Raw genomic sequence first — 15,479 nt, forward strand, 5'->3', positions numbered from 1 at the left:
TGATCGCTGGATGGAGATCACCGTGCAGCCCCTGTCGGTCGAGGACGCCGAGGCCCTGGTCGCGGCGGAGGACGAGGAGACGGTGCGCTGGTTCTCCGGCGGCCGGAGCACCGTCGACGGCACGCGCCGTTACGTCCGGCTCCTGGAGGAGCGCGCGGCCGCCGGCAGCACCAAGCGTGCCTTCACGATCCGGGCCGACGGGCGCTGCGTCGGTTCCATCGACCACGACGCCGATCCGCAGGACGGCGTCGGCCCCGGAGACGTGAACATCGCCTATGCCCTCGCCCCGTGGATGCGAGGACACGGGATCACGGCGCACGCGGTGAACCTGCTGTGCGCGCAGCTCAGCGCACAAGGGGCGGGGGAGCGCGCCGTGATCCGCTGCGAGGCCGAGAACGTCGCCTCCGTGCGCGTCGCGGAGAAGGCGGGATTCACCATGTCGCATGAGGTGCCGAGCAGCAACGAGCAGGGCGAACCCGTGTCCATGCAGGTGTACGTCCGCGAGCTGTGAGGGCGACGATCCACTCCGGGGGCCCCCTTCGGTGGGTGAGGAGATCCAGCCGATCGTCGGGGTCGTGACGCCGTCCCCTTCGATACCGTCGATCATCACAGCGATGACGACGGCGTGGGATGACGACGGCGCGGATGGCGCAGACATCCCGACGCGGAGGACCACCTCGCAGAAGACAGCACCGCGACGGCGTCGTCCCACGGAACCGACCCCAGGAGTGACCCGAGCGATGCGCGCACCACGACAGACCCAGATCCTTCCCCTCGCCGTCGGAGGTGTGGCGGCGGCGGCACTGGGCACCATCCCGCTCCACCGGTTGCCGCGCCCCCTCCGGATCGCCTATTGCGTCATCCCCGGTGCGCTGACCGCGGTCCTGACCCACGTCGCCTACGGGGCGTCTGACCAGCCTGCGGCCAGCGCTGCTGGCACCGCCCCGTTCGCGGCGGAGGGTGCCGGCGAGGGGGAGGATGCCGCGACGGTGGGGGAGACGGCTGGGGTGAGGGAGACGGTTGGGGTGGGGGAACCGGCAGGACCCACTCGCGGGGACGAGGACGGGGACGGGGAACCCGCCTCGCAGAGCTTCCGGCTCGTGCTGTCCCTCGGCCTCGGCGTTCTCATCGCGGGAGCGAGCGCCGCCGGGATCTGGATGGACCATCGGATCGAGGATGCCCTGCGCTCCCGGGGCGTCCCGGCGCCGCGACTGCTCATGGGGTTGGGCACCGGGCTGATCACCGTCGCGATCACGGCATCGGACACCGACGAGACCGAGCACGCCACGCACGTCGGCAGCTGATCGGCCGGATCGGGCGGCCCACGGGCGTTGCAGATAGTGCGGGGTCACCCGGGGTTCCCCGGGGCGCAGAATTCCTGCGAACCGTCCGCGGAGAGGACGGGGCAGCTCTGCGAAGGACGCGGCCCGTCACTTCGCGGGGGAGCGCTCGGTGATCGTGAGGTCCAACGGGAAGTCGACCGGGCTGCCGGGGAACAGCAGGCGACCAGCGGCATCGGCCGCCTCTCGGATCGCGGTGGCTGCGGCGTCGGCCTGGTGGGCCGGGGCGTGCACGATCACCTCGTCGTGGAGGAAGAACGCGAGGTGTGCGCGGCGGGCGAACACCGGGCCCGACGCGTGCGCCGCGGCCGCGGGGGCCACCGGCTCGAAACGGGCCAGGGCCAGGCGCAGCGCCGCCAGCCACGACAGAGCCCATTCCGCTGCGGTGCCCTGCACGACGAAGTTGCGGGTGAAGCGTCCGCGATCCCGGGCAGAGCGCCTCGCGCGCTCCTGCTCACCGGCCGCCGAATCGGGGAGGTAGGCACTGGTCTGCGCCTGTGTCCACGCGGTCTCGGGTGCGGGGGAGGAGCGTCCCAGCCAGGTCGACACGGTCCCGCCGCGCTCGCCGGTCGCGGCGGCCCCGTCGACGAGGGCCATCGCGTCGGGGAAGTTCTGCCGCAGCCGCGGCACGACGCGGCCGCTGTCCCCGGTGGTGCCGCCGTACAGCGCGCCGAGGACCCCCACCTTCGCCTCCTGCCGAGAAGCGACGATCCCCGCCTCGACGATGCCGGAGTACAGGTCCTTGCCGGCGCCGGCGGTGGCCATCGCCGCGTCGGCGGCCATCGCCGCGAGCGCTCGCGGCTCCAGCTGGGCCACGTCGGCGCTGACCAGACGCCAGCCCTCGTCGGCCCGCAGCGCCGGCCGCAGCTGACGGGGGATCTGCAGGGCCCCGCCGCCGCTGCTGGCCCAGCGCCCGGTGACCACCCCGCCCGGCACGTACACCGGTCGATAACGGCCCTCGTGCACCCATTCGTCGATCCACGCCCAGCCGTTCGCGGTGAGCAGGCGCGACTGCTTCTTGTAGCGCAGCAGCGGCTCGATCGCGGGATGGTCGTAGCGCGTCAGCTCCCACTTCGAGGTGGACTCGACGTCGATCTCCGCCCGATGCAGAGCGCGCAGCAGGCGGGGCGGCGAGTCCAGCGCCAGCTGAGGGTCGCCCAGCGCGGCGCGCACCTCGGCGGCGGAGGCGACCATCTTCGAGGGCGGATGGCCGGGTGCGGGACGCGGCCCCAAGGACTCGGTGAGGATCCGGTCGTGCTCGGCGACGTCCCAGGGGATCCCGGCCGCATGCAGCTCGGCCGCGATCAGACCTCCCGCGGATTCGGCGGCGACCAGCAGTCGCAGTCGGGAAGCAGCCGTGGCGGCGTCGATCGCGGCGAGCTGCCGGGCCAGCTCCGCGAGCGCCGCGTCGATATCGTGCGGGACCCCTCCGCGCCGGGCCGACGACGCATCCAGGTCGAAGAGGGTCGCTCCGACCGTGCGGTCCTCGAGCGGGAGATCGAGGGGAGCGTCCCATGCGGTCGCATCACGGATCTCCTCGGCGTCGCGGACCAGCTGCGAGTGGCGCAGGATCACGTGGATCAGGCGCAGGTCGTGACAGCGGGCGACCGTCACTCCCGCGGCGAGGAGACGGGCGTACCAGGTGGGTGTATCGCTCCAGACCCAGCGGGGGGAGTGCTCGGCCTCGCACCGGGAGACGGCGTCGGCCAGCTGCGCGGGCTCGACCTCGCGGGAGCCCATCCGCTCTCCCTGCGCGTCGAGGTCGACGAGGGCGGTGCGCCCGCCGGTGCCCCGGCCGACGACGCACCAGACGGGGGACGGCTCCGTGCTCACCAGCCCCGCTCGCGCCACTGGGGGAGCGCGGGACGCTGCTCACCGAGCGTGGTGTCGTCGCCATGGCCGGGGTAGACCCAGGTGGAGTCCGGGAGCTCCGCGAAGATCCGCTGTTCGACGTCGTCGAGCAGCTGGGTGAAGCGCTGCGGATCATCACCCGTGTTGCCCACTCCTCCGGGGAAGAGGGAGTCCCCGGTGAAGAGGTGGTGGCTGGGGTCCCCGGCGTCGTCGACCCCGCTCCACAGCACGGCGACCGAGCCCGGGGTGTGGCCCCGCAGGGCGATGATCCGCACCGACTGCTCACCGAACTCGAGCACCTGGCCGTGGGTGAGCGGCAGGTCGATCTTCGCGACGATCTCCTTCGCGTCCTCCGCCCCCGCGGCGGTGCGGGCCCCGGTGGCGGCGGCCAGCTCCTCGAGCGCGCCCACGTGATCGTGATGGCTGTGCGTGGTGACGATGAGATCGAGCCAGTTGTGCTCCGCGCCCTCGGCGACCAGGCGTCGCAGGCGGTCGGGCTCCGCCGCGGCGTCGATCAGGAGCTGCGCCCCCGTCGACCGACAGGTCAGCAGATAGGCGTTGTTGTCCATCGGTCCCACCGACGCCTTGCGGATCTGGAGGCCCTTCAGCGTGCGTACGCCGCTCTCACCATGGGGTTCGACGTGTCCGGTGTATTCGCTCTCGTCCATGGCCCCAGTATGTCGCGTTCGTCTCCGGCGAACAGCTGTTCGAACGTCGTGTCCCGCTCGTAGGATGATCCGGTGACTGAATCCCTCGTCGTCCGCGGTGCGCGCGAGCACAACCTCAAGAACATCGACATCGATATCCCCCGGAACCGGCTGGTGGTCTTCTCCGGGCTCTCCGGCTCGGGCAAGAGCTCCCTGGCGTTCGACACGATCTTCGCCGAAGGTCAGCGTCGGTACGTGGAGTCGCTGTCCGCCTATGCCCGGCAGTTCCTGGGCCAGATGGACAAGCCCTCCGTCGACCTCATCGAAGGCCTGTCCCCGGCGGTCTCGATCGACCAGAAGTCGACCAACCGCAACCCGCGCTCCACCGTCGGCACGATCACCGAGATCTACGACTACCTGCGCCTGCTGTTCTCCCGCACCGGCGTGCAGCACTGTCCGGTGTGCGGCGAGGCCGTCAGCTCCTCTTCGGCGGAGCAGATCGTGGACACGCTGCTCGAGCAGAGCGAGGGCACCCGCTTCCAGCTGCTGGCACCCGTCGTCCAGGGCCGCAAGGGCGAGCACGCGGATCTGCTGAGCTCGCTGCGCTCCCAGGGGTATGCCCGCGCGCGGATCGACGGGACGACGCGTCGGCTCGACGAGGAGATCTCGCTCGACAAGAAGTTCAAGCACACCATCGAGGTCGTCGTGGACCGTCTGGCGGCCAAGCCCGACGCGCGTCGCCGCCTCACGGACTCCGTCGAGACCTCGCTCCGCCTCGCCGAGGGCGTGGTCCTGGTCGACTACGTGGACCTCGAGGAGGAGGACGCGGAGCGCACCCGTCGCTTCTCCGAGAAGCGGGCCTGCCCCAACCTCCACCCCCTCGCGATCGACGACATCGAGCCGCGCACCTTCTCCTTCAACGCCCCCTACGGCGCCTGCCCCGAGTGCACCGGCATCGGCATGCGCCTCGAGGTCGACCCCGAGCTCGTGATCCCCGACGAGGACCTCACCCTCGCGGAGGGCGCCATCGCCCCCTGGACGATGGGATCCTCCGATCACCACCAGGAGGTCATGGCGGCGCTCGCCGAGGAGCTCAGCTTCTCGATGGACGTGCCCTGGCGGGCCCTCCCGGAGCGCGCCACCGAGGCGCTGCTGCACGGCAAGGACCACAAGGTCCACGTGAAGTACCGCAATCGCTTCGGCCGCGAGCGCACCTACTCGACCGGCTTCGAGGGCATCATGCACTTCCTCGAGCGCCGTCACTCGGACACCGAGTCGGACTGGGCCAAGGAGCGCTACGAGCAGTTCATGCGCGAGGTTCCCTGCCCCGCCTGCAAGGGGGCGCGGCTGCGCCCCGAGGTCCTCGCGGTCACCGTGGGCGGCCGCTCCATCGCCGAGGTCTGCGCGATGTCGCTGCGCGACGCGCTCACCTTCCACGAGGGGCTCCGGCTCGGCGTGCGCGAGGCCGCGATCGCCGACGAGGTGCTGCGGGAGATCCGCTCGCGCCTGGGCTTCCTGCTCGACGTGGGCCTGGACTACCTCAGCCTCGAGCGCGCCGCCGCGACCCTCTCCGGCGGCGAGGCCCAGCGCATCCGCCTGGCCACCCAGATCGGCTCGGGACTCGTCGGTGTGCTGTACGTGCTCGACGAGCCTTCGATCGGTCTGCACCAGCGTGACAACGCCCGCCTCATCATCACCCTGAACCGGCTCCGCGACCTGGGCAACACCCTCATCGTCGTCGAGCACGACGAGGACACGCTCAACGCCGCCGACTGGGTCGTGGACATCGGTCCTCTGGCCGGTGAGCACGGCGGCAGGGTGGTCCACTCCGGCAGCGTCGAGGACCTCAAGAAGAACCCCGAGAGCCTGACCGGTCGTTACCTCTCCGGCGACCTCGAGATCCCGCTCCCGCTCACGCGGCGGCCGGTCGACAAGGACCGCATGATCAAGGTCATCGGCCCGCGCGCCAACAACCTCAAGGGACAGGACGTCAGCTTCCCGCTGGGCGTGCTGACCGCCATCACCGGAGTCTCCGGCTCCGGCAAGTCGTCCCTGGTCAACGACATCCTCTACTCGGTGCTCGCCAAGGAGCTCAACCGGGCCCGGATCGTCCCCGGCCGGCACAAGCGCGTCACCGGCCTCGAGCATCTCGACAAGGTGGTCCACGTCGACCAGTCGCCGATCGGGCGCACACCGCGCTCGAACCCCGCGACCTACACGGGCGTGTGGGACCGCGTGCGCACCCTGTTCGCCCAGACCAATGAGGCGAAGGTGCGCGGTTACACCGCCGGGCGCTTCTCCTTCAACGTCAAGGGCGGCCGCTGCGAGGCCTGCTCGGGCGACGGCACCTTGAAGATCGAGATGAACTTCCTGCCCGACGTCTACGTCCAGTGCGAGGTCTGCCACGGTCAGCGCTACAACCGCGAGACGCTCGAGGTCAAGTTCAAGGACAAGAACGTCGCCGAGGTGCTGAACCTGTCGATCTCCGAGGCGCTCGAGTTCTTCGACGCGGTCCCCCCGATCCGTCGTCAGATGCAGACCCTCGTGGACGTGGGCCTGGGCTACGTGAAGCTCGGGCAGTCCGCGACGACGCTCTCGGGCGGCGAGGCGCAGCGGGTGAAGCTCTCCTCCGAGCTGCACAAGCGCTCCAACGGTCGCAGCATCTACGTGCTGGACGAGCCCACCACCGGCCTCCACTTCGAGGACGTGCGCAAGCTGCTCGAGGTGCTCGGCGGCCTGGTCGACAAGGGCAACACCGTGCTCGTCATCGAGCACAACCTCGACGTCATCAAGACGGCGGACCATGTCATCGATCTCGGCCCCGAGGGAGGCGCCGGCGGCGGCGAGATCGTCGCCAAGGGCACCCCGGAGCAGGTCGCCGCCGTGGCCGGGTCCTACACGGGGCAGTTCCTCGCCCCGCTGCTCGAGGTCGGGCGCGCGGGCCGGGGCGTGTGAGCGCGAGCCATGGCTGATCCGTCGACCTACCGTCCCGAGCGGGGCACCATCCCCGTCCGCCCGGGGGTGTACCGCTTCCGGGACGAGCACGGGCGCGTCATCTACGTCGGCAAGGCGAAGAACCTCCGCCAGCGGCTCTCGAACTATTTCCAGGACCTCTCGGTGCTCCACGAGCGCACCCGGCGCATGGTCACCACCGCGGCGAGCGTGGAATGGACCGTCGTGGGCACCGAGGTCGAGGCGCTCACCCTCGAGTACACCTGGATCAAGGAGTTCGACCCGCGGTTCAACGTCAAGTTCCGCGACGACAAGTCCTATCCCTACCTGGCTCTCACGATGGGGGAGAAGGTGCCGCGGGTGCACATCACCCGTCGGCCGCGCGCCAAGGGCGATCGCACCTTCGGGCCCTACCCGCAGGTCGGCGCCATCCGCGAGACGCTCGACCTGATGCTGCGGGTGTTCCCGATCCGCTCCTGCACCGCCGGCGTGTACCGGCGGGCGGAGCGGTCCGGCCGGCCGTGCCTGCTGGGGTTCATCGGAAAGTGCTCCGCGCCGTGCGTCGGCGACATCACGCAGGAGGAGCATCGCCGCCTCGCGGAGCAGTTCGCGGACTTCATGGCCGGCAACACTGCGACCTACACCCGGCGCATCGAGAAGCAGATGCGCGACGCGGCCGCCGCCATGGACTACGAGACCGCCGCCGGGCTGCGCGATGACCTCGCGGCGCTGGACAAGGTCATGGAGAAGAACTCGGTGGTGCTCTCCGACGCCACCGACGCGGACCTCATCGGCCTCGCGCAGGATGAGCTCGAGGCGTCCGTGCAGGTCTTCCACGTGCGTGGGGGCCGGATCCGCGGCCAGCGCGGCTGGACCGCGGAGATCCTCGACGAGTCCAGCGCCCCGGACCTCATCGAGCGCGCCCTGACCACGCTGTACACCGAGGGCACCGCGCCGCGGGAGGTGCTGGTCCCGATCCAGCCCACCAACGTCGACCAGGTGCTCGCACTGATCGGGAAGCAGGTGGACCTGCGCATCCCGCAGCGGGGGGAGAAGAAGGACCTCCTGGCCACCGTCACCGACAACGCCGTCGACGCCCTGCGGCTCCACCGCCTCAAGCGCACCGGCGACATCACCGCCCGCACCAAGGCTCTCGAGGATCTGGGGGAGGCGCTCGATCTCGCGGAGCCGCCGCTGCGCATCGAGTGCTACGACATCTCCCACTCCCACGGGACCAACGTCGTCGGCTCGCAGGTCGTCTTCGAGGACGGTCTGCCCAAGAAGAGCGAGTACCGCCGGTACTCGGTCAGCGGCGAGGCGGCGCGCGATGACACCGCGTCGATGTACGACGTCATCTCGAGGCGTCTGAAGCACCACCTGGATCCGCCGGAGAAGTCCGAGGAGGAGTCGCGCCGCTTCGCGTATCCGCCCTCCCTGATCCTCGTCGACGGCGGGGCGCCGCAGGTGGCGGCCGCTCAGCGCGCCTTCGACGATCTCGGGGTCACCGATATCGCCCTGGCCGGCATCGCGAAGCGCCTGGAGGAGATCTGGCTCCCCGGTGACGAGTACCCGGTGATCCTGCCGCGCACCAGCGAGGCGCTCTTCCTCGTGCAGCGGCTGCGGGACGAGGCGCATCGCTTCGCGATCACGTACCACCGCTCCAAGCGCGGCCGGGCGATGCAGTCCAGCGCGCTGGACGGCATCCCGGGGCTCGGCCCGGCGCGTCGGCGCGCCCTGCTCGATCGTTTCGTGACGGTCTCCGCGATCCGCGAGGCGAGCGAGGAGGAGCTGCAGGAGGTCGACGGGGTCGGGCCCGCGTTGGCCGCGCAGATCATGGTCGCGCTACGATCCGAGCAGGCGACCGACACGGACGCCGTGACGGATACTCCACCGGGCGATGAATCGCTCGACGTCGCGGTCGACATGGCCACGGGCGAGATCCTCGACCGCTGACCCGCCCGTCCGCGTCGCCGCGACCCTGGAAGGAGCGTCTCGTGCACGACGAGTCCCCGCTGACCCCTCGCTCCGACACGACGGGCGACGTCGTGATCATCACCGGTCTCGCAGGTGCCGGCCGTGAGACGGCCGCCCATGCCCTCGAGGACATGGGCTGGTACGTGGTGTACAACATCGCGCCCCAGCTGATCGGGACCCTCTACGAGCTCCGTGCGTCGGCCGTGGGACGGGAGAACCGCTTCGCGGTCGTGGTCGATCCCCGCTCCGGACCCTTCTTCTCCGAGCTCGCCGATGTGGTCGCCGAGCTGCGGCGCGCGGACCTCCGGCTGCGCCTGCTGTTCCTCACCGCCGACGAGTCCACGCTCGTGCGGCGCTTCGACTCCGTGCGCCGTCCCCATCCGCTGCAGGGTGAGGAGGGCGTGCTCGAGGGGATCCGTCGCGAGCGCGAGATGCTCGCTCCCTACCGGGCGATGGCCGACCTGGTCGTCGACACCTCCCCGCTGAACGTGCACCAGCTGACGATGAAGATGCGCGCCGTCTTCGGGACCAGCGAGGAGCAGCAGCTGACCGTGACGATGCTGTCCTTCGGGTTCAAGTACGGGATCCCGCTCGAGGCCGATCACGTCAGCGATGTGCGCTTCATCCCCAATCCGTACTGGGTGCCCGAGCTGAAGCCCAAGCGCGGCACGGATCAGGAGGTCGCCGATTTTGTGCTCGGCGATGCCAACGCCGCCGAGTTCGTGGACAAGTACCTCGAGATGATCACGCCGGTGCTGCGCGGCTACAGCGCGGAGAACAAGCACTTCACGACCCTGGCCATCGGGTGCACCGGGGGCAAGCATCGCTCCGTGGCGGTCGCCGAGCGGATCGGCGACCGACTCCGCGGCTCCGGCCATGCGGTACGGATCCGTCACCGTGATCTGGGGCGCGAATGAGCACCATCGCCTCCCGCTCCGGCGGGCATCGCCTGCGCACCGCCGATCGGTCCGGCAGCGCCCGTCGCGGCCGGCGCGGCGACCCGCAGCGGCCCCTGCGCGTGGTCGCCCTGGGCGGCGGCCACGGGCTCGCCGCGAACCTGCGTGCCCTGCGTCTGCTGGCCGACGACATCACCGCCGTGGTCACCGTGGCGGACAACGGCGGCTCCTCCGGCCGGATCCGCACCGAGATGCCGGTGCTGCCGCCCGGCGACCTGAGGATGGCGCTGGCCGCGCTGTGCGAGGACTCCGACTGGGGATCCATCTGGGGCGACGTGATCCAGCACCGCTTCGCGACCGACGGCGAGCTCGACGGCCACGCGCTGGGCAACCTCATGATCGTCTCCCTGTGGCAGATCCTCGGCGACCCGATCGAGGGCCTGGACCAGATGGCCGAGCTGCTCGGGGCACGCGGCCGGGTGCTCCCGATGGCGCTCGAGCCCCTCGACATCGAGGCCGACGTGCGCGGCACCGACGGTCAGCTGCGCACCGTCGCCGGACAGTGGCAGGTCGCGACCGCCGAGGGACGGGTCGAGCAGGTGAGGCTGGACCCGCCGCGGCCGCGTGTGCCCGAGGCCGTGCTCGAGGCGATCGGACGTGCCGACTGGATCATCGTGGGGCCGGGCTCCTGGTACACCTCGGTGCTCCCGCACCTGATGATCCCGGAGATCGCCGAGGCGATCCGCACCAGCCCCGCCCGCCGCTGCATCACCACCAACCTGTCCGTCGGCTCCCAGGAGGCCGAGGGGATGACGAGCCTGGACATGCTGGAGGTCCTGCTCGAGCAGGCCGGGGACTGCCGGTTCGATGCTCTCCTGGCGGACCCCACCACCCTCGACGATGCGCTCGAGCTCTCCGAGGCCGCCGAAGCGCGGGGGATCCACACCCTGCTGCGCCAGGTGAGCGTCGGGGACGGCCAGCCCCACCACGACCCCGTGCGCCTGGCCGCCGCCTATCGTGATCTCTTCGACGACGCCTACGGTGATGTCGAGCCGAATCCGAGCACCCGGGGCGACGCGGCCAGCGCCACCCCGTACAGTGCGACGATGGCGGACGCACCATCGAACGAGGAGGACCTGCATGGCACTGACGGGTGATGCCAAGGAGGAGCTGAGCCACCTCGAGGTGACCCGGCCCTCCGCCCGCAAGGCGGAGGCCGCGGCGATGCTCCGCTTCGCCGGAGGTCTGCACCTGGTCGCCGGTCGGGTCGTGGTCGAGGCGGAGCTGGATTCCGCGGCCGTCGCCCGCCGCCTGCACGCGATCATCGGCGACATGTACGGCCATCGCGCCGATCTCGCGGTGCTCGCCCCGTCGGGAATCCGTCGCACCACGCGCTACATCGTGCGGGTGGACCGGGAGGGCGGGATGCTCGCGCGGCAGACCGGGTTGCTCGACGCCCGGGGCCGGCCCGTGCGCGGCATGCCCCCGTTCGTGGTCGGCGGCGCCGCGGTCGACGCGGAGGCCGCCTGGCGCGGAGCCTTCCTCGCCCGGGGAACGCTCACCGAGCCCGGCAGGTCCTCTGCCCTCGAGCTGTCCTGCCCCGGACCGGAGGTCGCTCTGGCCATGGTCGGCGCAGCCCGCCGCCTCGGAGTCGCCTCCAAGGCCCGTGAGGCACGGGGCGCGGACCGGGTGGTGCTGCGCGACGGCGACGCGATCTCGACGCTCCTGACCCGTATGGGGGCCCAGCAGACCGTGGTGACGTGGGAGGACCGCCGCACCAAGCGCGAGGTGAAGGCGACCGCGCACCGGCTGGCGAACTTCGACGACGCGAACCTCCGACGCAGCGCGCGAGCCGCCGTGGCCGCCGGGCAGCGCGTCCAGCGCGCGCTGGAGATCCTCGGCGACGACGTGCCCGAGCACCTGCAGGCCGCCGGCCAGCTGCGCCTCGAGCATCGCCAGGCCAGCCTCGAGGAGCTCGGACGCCTCGCGGACCCGCAGCTCACGAAGGATGCGGTCGCCGGACGGATCCGTCGGCTGCTCGCCATGGCGGACAAGAAGGCTGACGATCTGGGAATGCCGGGCACCGAGGACGGGGTCAACGAGGAGCAGCTTCCGCCCTCTCCTGATCCGGTCTCCTGATCCCGGGGGATGAACGTCCTGCAGAAGCACTCTGTGACATTGATAGTATCGACGCGGTCGTCGGTCACAGCCGGCGCCGTCCGAGCGTACGAGGGCGTGCGCGCCACTGTCCATATTTCGCAGATCCCCTGCGAATCTAGGAGGAACCGTGACCATTAAGGTCGGAATCAACGGATTCGGTCGTATCGGCCGCAATTTCCTGCGCGCCGCGCTCGAGCAGAAGGCTGACATCCAGATCGTCGGGGTCAACGACCTCACGAGCAATGCCACGCTCGCGAATCTCATCAAGTACGACTCGATCGGTGGCGTGCTCCCGTACGACGTCTCCTTCGACGACGACACCATCACCGTCGGCGAGACCACGATCAAGGCGTTCGCCGAGCGCGATCCCAAGAACATCCCGTGGGGCGAGATCGGCGCGGACGTCGTCATCGAGTCCACCGGCATCTTCACCGACGCCGAGAAGGCCAAGGCCCACCTCGAGGCCGGCGCCAAGAAGGTCATCATCTCCGCTCCGGCGAAGAACGAGGACGCGACCTTCGTGATCGGTGTCAACGAGGGCGACTACGACCCGGAGAAGCACCACATCGTCTCCAACGCGTCCTGCACCACCAACAGCCTCGCTCCCGTGGCCAAGGTGCTGAACGACGAGTTCGGGATCGTCAAGGGCCTCATGACGACCATCCACGCCTACACCTCCGACCAGGTGCTGCAGGATGGCCCCCACAGCGACCCGCGTCGTGCACGCGCCGCCGCCCTGAACATCATCCCGACCACCACGGGCGCGGCCAAGGCCGTCGCACTGGTGCTCCCGGAGCTCAAGGGCAGGCTCGACGGCTACTCGCTGCGCGTGCCGGTCCCGACCGGCTCGATCACCGACCTGACCTTCGAGGCGTCCCGCGAGGTCACCGCCGAAGAGGTCAACGCCGCGGTGAAGAAGGCAGCAGAGGGCCCCCTCAAGGGCATCCTGCGCTACACCGAGGATCCCATCGTGTCCAAGGACATCGAGGGCGACCCGCACAGCTCGATCTTCGACGCGCAGCTGACCAAGGTCAACGGCAACCTGGTGAAGATCTTCTCCTGGTACGACAACGAGTGGGGCTTCTCGAACCGCCTCGTCGAGCTCTCGCAGCTCGTGGGCAAGTCTCTCTGACTTCCCTCTGATCCTCGAGTCGTCCCCGGACGACCAGGACATCTCCGGAGCCCGCCGGTCGCCACCCCGAGGGGTCGGCCTCCGGCGGGCTCCGCTCGTCCCACGGCCATCGCGGCGCCCCGGCGCCGCACGGCCTCGAACCGAAGGAGCACCTATCGTGCTGAAGACCATCGATTCGCTCGGAGAGCTGCGCGGCAAGCGCGTGCTCGTCCGAGCCGATCTCAACGTCCCGCTGGACGGCACCACGATCACCGACGACGGCCGGATCCGCGCCGCTCTGCCCACCCTCACCCGCCTCGTCGAGGCCGGTGCCCGGGTCGTGGTCATCTCCCACCTCGGTCGCCCGAAGGGTGCCCCCGAGGACAAGTACTCCCTCAAGCCCGTCGTGGGTCGCCTCGGCGAGCTGCTGGGCCAGGAGGTCGCCTTCGCGACGGACACCATCGGCGATTCTGCCCTTGGGGTCGTCGCCGCGCTTCAGGACGGCCAGGTCGCCGTGCTCGAGAACCTCCGCTTCAACCCGGGGGAGACGGCGAAGCAGGAGGGTGAGCGCCTCGTGTTCGCCCAGGCCCTCGCCGCCCTCGGCGACGCTTTCGTCTCCGACGGCTTCGGCGTCGTGCACCGCAAGCAGGCGTCCGTCTACGAGCTCGCCTCGCTGCTGCCCTCGGCGGCCGGCGAGCTGGTGCTGCGCGAGGTCGAGTCGCTGCGCAAGGTCACCGACTCGCCCGAGCGTCCGTTCGTCGTGATCCTCGGCGGCGCGAAGATCGCCGACAAGCTCGGGGTCATCGACTCGCTGCTGGGCAAGGCGGACCGCATCCTCATCGGCGGCGGCATGGCCTACACCTTCCAGAAGGCGCTCGGTTACGAGGTCGGTCTGTCGCTCCTTGACGAGAGCAAGCTCGATGTGGTCCGTGAGTACATGGACCGGGCCGAGAAGAACGGCGTCGAGCTGGTGCTGCCGGTCGACACCGTCGTCGCGCCCGAGTTCTCCGCCGACGCCCCGGCCACCGTGGTCAAGGCCAGCGAGATCCCGGCCGACCAGGAGGGCATGGACATCGGCCCGGAGACCGCGAAGCTGTTCGCCGAGAAGGTCTCCGACGCCGCGACCGTGTTCTGGAACGGGCCCATGGGCGTGTTCGAGTTCGAGGCCTTCGCCGAGGGCACCAAGTCCGTCGCCGACGTCCTCGGCACGGCGGACGGCTACACCGTGGTCGGCGGTGGCGATTCCGCCGCAGCCGTCCGCATCCTCGGATTCGACGAATCCGCGTACTCGCACATCTCCACCGGCGGTGGAGCGAGCCTCGAACTCATCGAGGGCAAGGACCTGCCGGGCATTTCGATCCTCGAGGAGGGCACCAAGTGAGCACCCGTACCCCGCTGATGGCGGGCAACTGGAAGATGAACCTCGACTGGAAGCAGGGCCTGGCCCTCGTCGAGGAGCTGGGCGATCAGCTCAAGGGCTTCAACACCGACGCGGTCGAGACCGTCGTGCTTCCCCCGTTCGTCGACCTGCGCACCGTCCAGGTCGCCGTCGACGCCGGCAAGCTGCCGATCGCCTATGGCGCGCAGGACATCTCCGCCTTCGAGTCCGGTGCCTACACCGGTGAGGTCTCCGGCTCCATGCTGGCGGCGCTCGGCGCGACCTATGTCGCGGTGGGCCACTCGGAGCGTCGCCAGTACCACGGCGAGGACGAGCAGGTCACGAACGCCAAGGTGAAGGCCGCCCTCGCGGCGGGCCTCACCCCGATCCTGTGCGTCGGCGAGCCGCTCGAGGAGCGCAAGGCCGGCAACCACGTCGCGTACACCCTGGCCCAGCTGACGGGCGGCCTGGAGGGCCTGGACGCCGAGCAGGCCAAGCAGGTCGTCATCGCCTATGAGCCCGTCTGGGCCATCGGCACCGGCGAGGTCGCCAGCGCGGACGATGCGCAGGAGGTCTGCCAGGCCATCCGCGAGGCGCTGCGCGAGCTCCACGGCGATGTCGTCGCCGATGCCGTGCGCGTCCTGTACGGCGGCAGCGTGAAGTCCTCGAACGTCGTCGAGCTGATGGGCAAGGCCGACGTCGACGGCGCCCTCGTCGGCGGTGCCTCGCTCAAGGCCGAGGAGTTCGCGAAGATCGTGGGCTTCCAGGGCTGACAGCCCTGAGCGCGGCTCCGCCCCGGCGAGAGCCGCGCCACGCGGGCCGGACCTCCTCGGGGTCCGGCCCGTGCCGTATGCTGGATCGGTCCGTCCGACCTCGTGGAAGGTGCTCGCCCTCGTGGATCTGCCCCTCCTGAAGCTCATCCTTCAGATCTCGCTGGCTGTTCTCAGCCTGCTCGCCATCATGTTCGTGCTCCTGCACAAGGGGCGCGGCGGCGGCCTGTCCGACATGTTCGGGGGCGGCGTCTCCTCCTCCGCCAGCGCCTCCGGCGTGGCCGAGCGGAACCTCAACCGGCTGACCGTGACGGTCGCCGTGCTGTGGGGCGCGGCCTGCGTCGGCCTCGGCGTGGTCGAACGCTTCCTCTGAGCGCTCGCTCCTCACACTCCCGCGAAG

The 15,479-nt window shown here is 70.4% G+C and carries 13 protein-coding genes; 11 read left to right on the forward strand and 2 right to left on the reverse strand.

What is annotated here, in order from left to right; translation table 11 throughout:
• The first annotated feature begins 10 nt into the window (after positions 1 to 10).
• Positions 11 to 511 (forward strand): GNAT family N-acetyltransferase, encoded by a 501-nt coding sequence (locus tag ACT3T5_RS09755; protein WP_444576613.1) that lies wholly within the window; start codon positions 11 to 13, stop codon positions 509 to 511.
• A gap of 229 nt (positions 512 to 740) precedes the next feature.
• Positions 741 to 1,304, forward strand: coding sequence for a hypothetical protein (locus ACT3T5_RS09760; RefSeq protein ID WP_444576614.1), 564 nt, complete (start codon positions 741 to 743; stop codon positions 1,302 to 1,304).
• A gap of 126 nt (positions 1,305 to 1,430) precedes the next feature.
• Here ACT3T5_RS09760 and ACT3T5_RS09765 read toward each other — a convergent pair whose 3' ends face one another.
• Complete coding sequence (locus ACT3T5_RS09765; RefSeq protein WP_444576615.1) at positions 1,431 to 3,173, reverse strand: bifunctional 3'-5' exonuclease/DNA polymerase; 1,743 nt, start codon at positions 3,171 to 3,173, stop codon at positions 1,431 to 1,433.
• Entirely contained in the window at positions 3,170 to 3,859 is a 690-nt protein-coding gene (locus ACT3T5_RS09770) for an MBL fold metallo-hydrolase (RefSeq protein WP_444576616.1), read from the reverse strand. Before ACT3T5_RS09770 ends, ACT3T5_RS09765 begins: the two co-directional genes overlap by 4 nt.
• Before the next feature lie 72 nt (positions 3,860 to 3,931).
• On the opposite strand from ACT3T5_RS09770, the gene uvrA reads away from it, so the two are divergent.
• From uvrA to secG, 9 genes are all read left to right on the forward strand, one after another.
• A complete protein-coding gene (gene uvrA, locus ACT3T5_RS09775; protein ID WP_444594257.1) occupies positions 3,932 to 6,793 on the forward strand; it encodes an excinuclease ABC subunit UvrA in 2,862 nt (953 codons plus the stop codon).
• A 9-nt stretch (positions 6,794 to 6,802) separates the two neighbouring features.
• Complete coding sequence (gene uvrC / locus ACT3T5_RS09780; RefSeq protein ID WP_444576618.1) at positions 6,803 to 8,743, forward strand: excinuclease ABC subunit UvrC; 1,941 nt, start codon at positions 6,803 to 6,805, stop codon at positions 8,741 to 8,743.
• A 41-nt stretch (positions 8,744 to 8,784) separates the two neighbouring features.
• Positions 8,785 to 9,681, forward strand: a complete 897-nt coding sequence (gene rapZ, locus ACT3T5_RS09785) for an RNase adapter RapZ (protein WP_444576619.1) — start codon at positions 8,785 to 8,787, stop codon at positions 9,679 to 9,681.
• A complete protein-coding gene (locus ACT3T5_RS09790; protein WP_444576620.1) occupies positions 9,678 to 10,817 on the forward strand; it encodes a gluconeogenesis factor YvcK family protein in 1,140 nt (379 codons plus the stop codon). Before rapZ ends, ACT3T5_RS09790 begins: the two co-directional genes overlap by 4 nt.
• Positions 10,801 to 11,799 carry a DNA-binding protein WhiA gene (gene whiA / locus ACT3T5_RS09795; protein ID WP_444576621.1) on the forward strand — a complete coding sequence of 333 codons (999 nt, stop codon included), beginning with the start codon at positions 10,801 to 10,803 and terminating at the stop codon, positions 11,797 to 11,799. Before ACT3T5_RS09790 ends, whiA begins: the two co-directional genes overlap by 17 nt.
• A gap of 148 nt (positions 11,800 to 11,947) precedes the next feature.
• The gene (gene gap / locus ACT3T5_RS09800) at positions 11,948 to 12,952 is read left to right on the forward strand and encodes a type I glyceraldehyde-3-phosphate dehydrogenase (protein ID WP_444576622.1); all 1,005 of its coding nucleotides are present in this window, start codon (positions 11,948 to 11,950) and stop codon (positions 12,950 to 12,952) included.
• Between the two features lie 157 nt (positions 12,953 to 13,109).
• Positions 13,110 to 14,312 (forward strand): phosphoglycerate kinase, encoded by a 1,203-nt coding sequence (locus ACT3T5_RS09805; RefSeq protein WP_444576623.1) that lies wholly within the window; start codon positions 13,110 to 13,112, stop codon positions 14,310 to 14,312.
• Complete coding sequence (gene tpiA / locus ACT3T5_RS09810; RefSeq protein WP_444576624.1) at positions 14,309 to 15,082, forward strand: triose-phosphate isomerase; 774 nt, start codon at positions 14,309 to 14,311, stop codon at positions 15,080 to 15,082. Before ACT3T5_RS09805 ends, tpiA begins: the two co-directional genes overlap by 4 nt.
• A 127-nt stretch (positions 15,083 to 15,209) precedes the next feature.
• Positions 15,210 to 15,452 carry a preprotein translocase subunit SecG gene (gene secG, locus ACT3T5_RS09815; protein WP_193117338.1) on the forward strand — a complete coding sequence of 81 codons (243 nt, stop codon included), beginning with the start codon at positions 15,210 to 15,212 and terminating at the stop codon, positions 15,450 to 15,452.
• The last annotated feature ends 27 nt before the right edge of the window (positions 15,453 to 15,479 follow it).

The organism is Brachybacterium sp. AOP3-A1-3, from assembly GCF_052378285.1.
Taxonomy (GTDB): domain Bacteria; phylum Actinomycetota; class Actinomycetes; order Actinomycetales; family Dermabacteraceae; genus Brachybacterium.

Bases quoted from the DNA above. Each gene is read 5' to 3' on its own strand.
- ACT3T5_RS09755 (WP_444576613.1), top strand. From the start codon at position 11: ATGGAGATCACCGTGCAGCCCCTGTCGGTCGAGGACGCCGAGGCCCTG.
- ACT3T5_RS09760 (WP_444576614.1), top strand. From the start codon at position 741: ATGCGCGCACCACGACAGACCCAGATCCTTCCCCTCGCCGTCGGAGGT.
- ACT3T5_RS09770 (WP_444576616.1), bottom strand. From the start codon at position 3,859: ATGGACGAGAGCGAATACACCGGACACGTCGAACCCCATGGTGAGAGC.
- uvrC (WP_444576618.1), top strand. From the start codon at position 6,803: ATGGCTGATCCGTCGACCTACCGTCCCGAGCGGGGCACCATCCCCGTC.
- ACT3T5_RS09790 (WP_444576620.1), top strand. From the start codon at position 9,678: ATGAGCACCATCGCCTCCCGCTCCGGCGGGCATCGCCTGCGCACCGCC.
- whiA (WP_444576621.1), top strand. From the start codon at position 10,801: ATGGCACTGACGGGTGATGCCAAGGAGGAGCTGAGCCACCTCGAGGTG.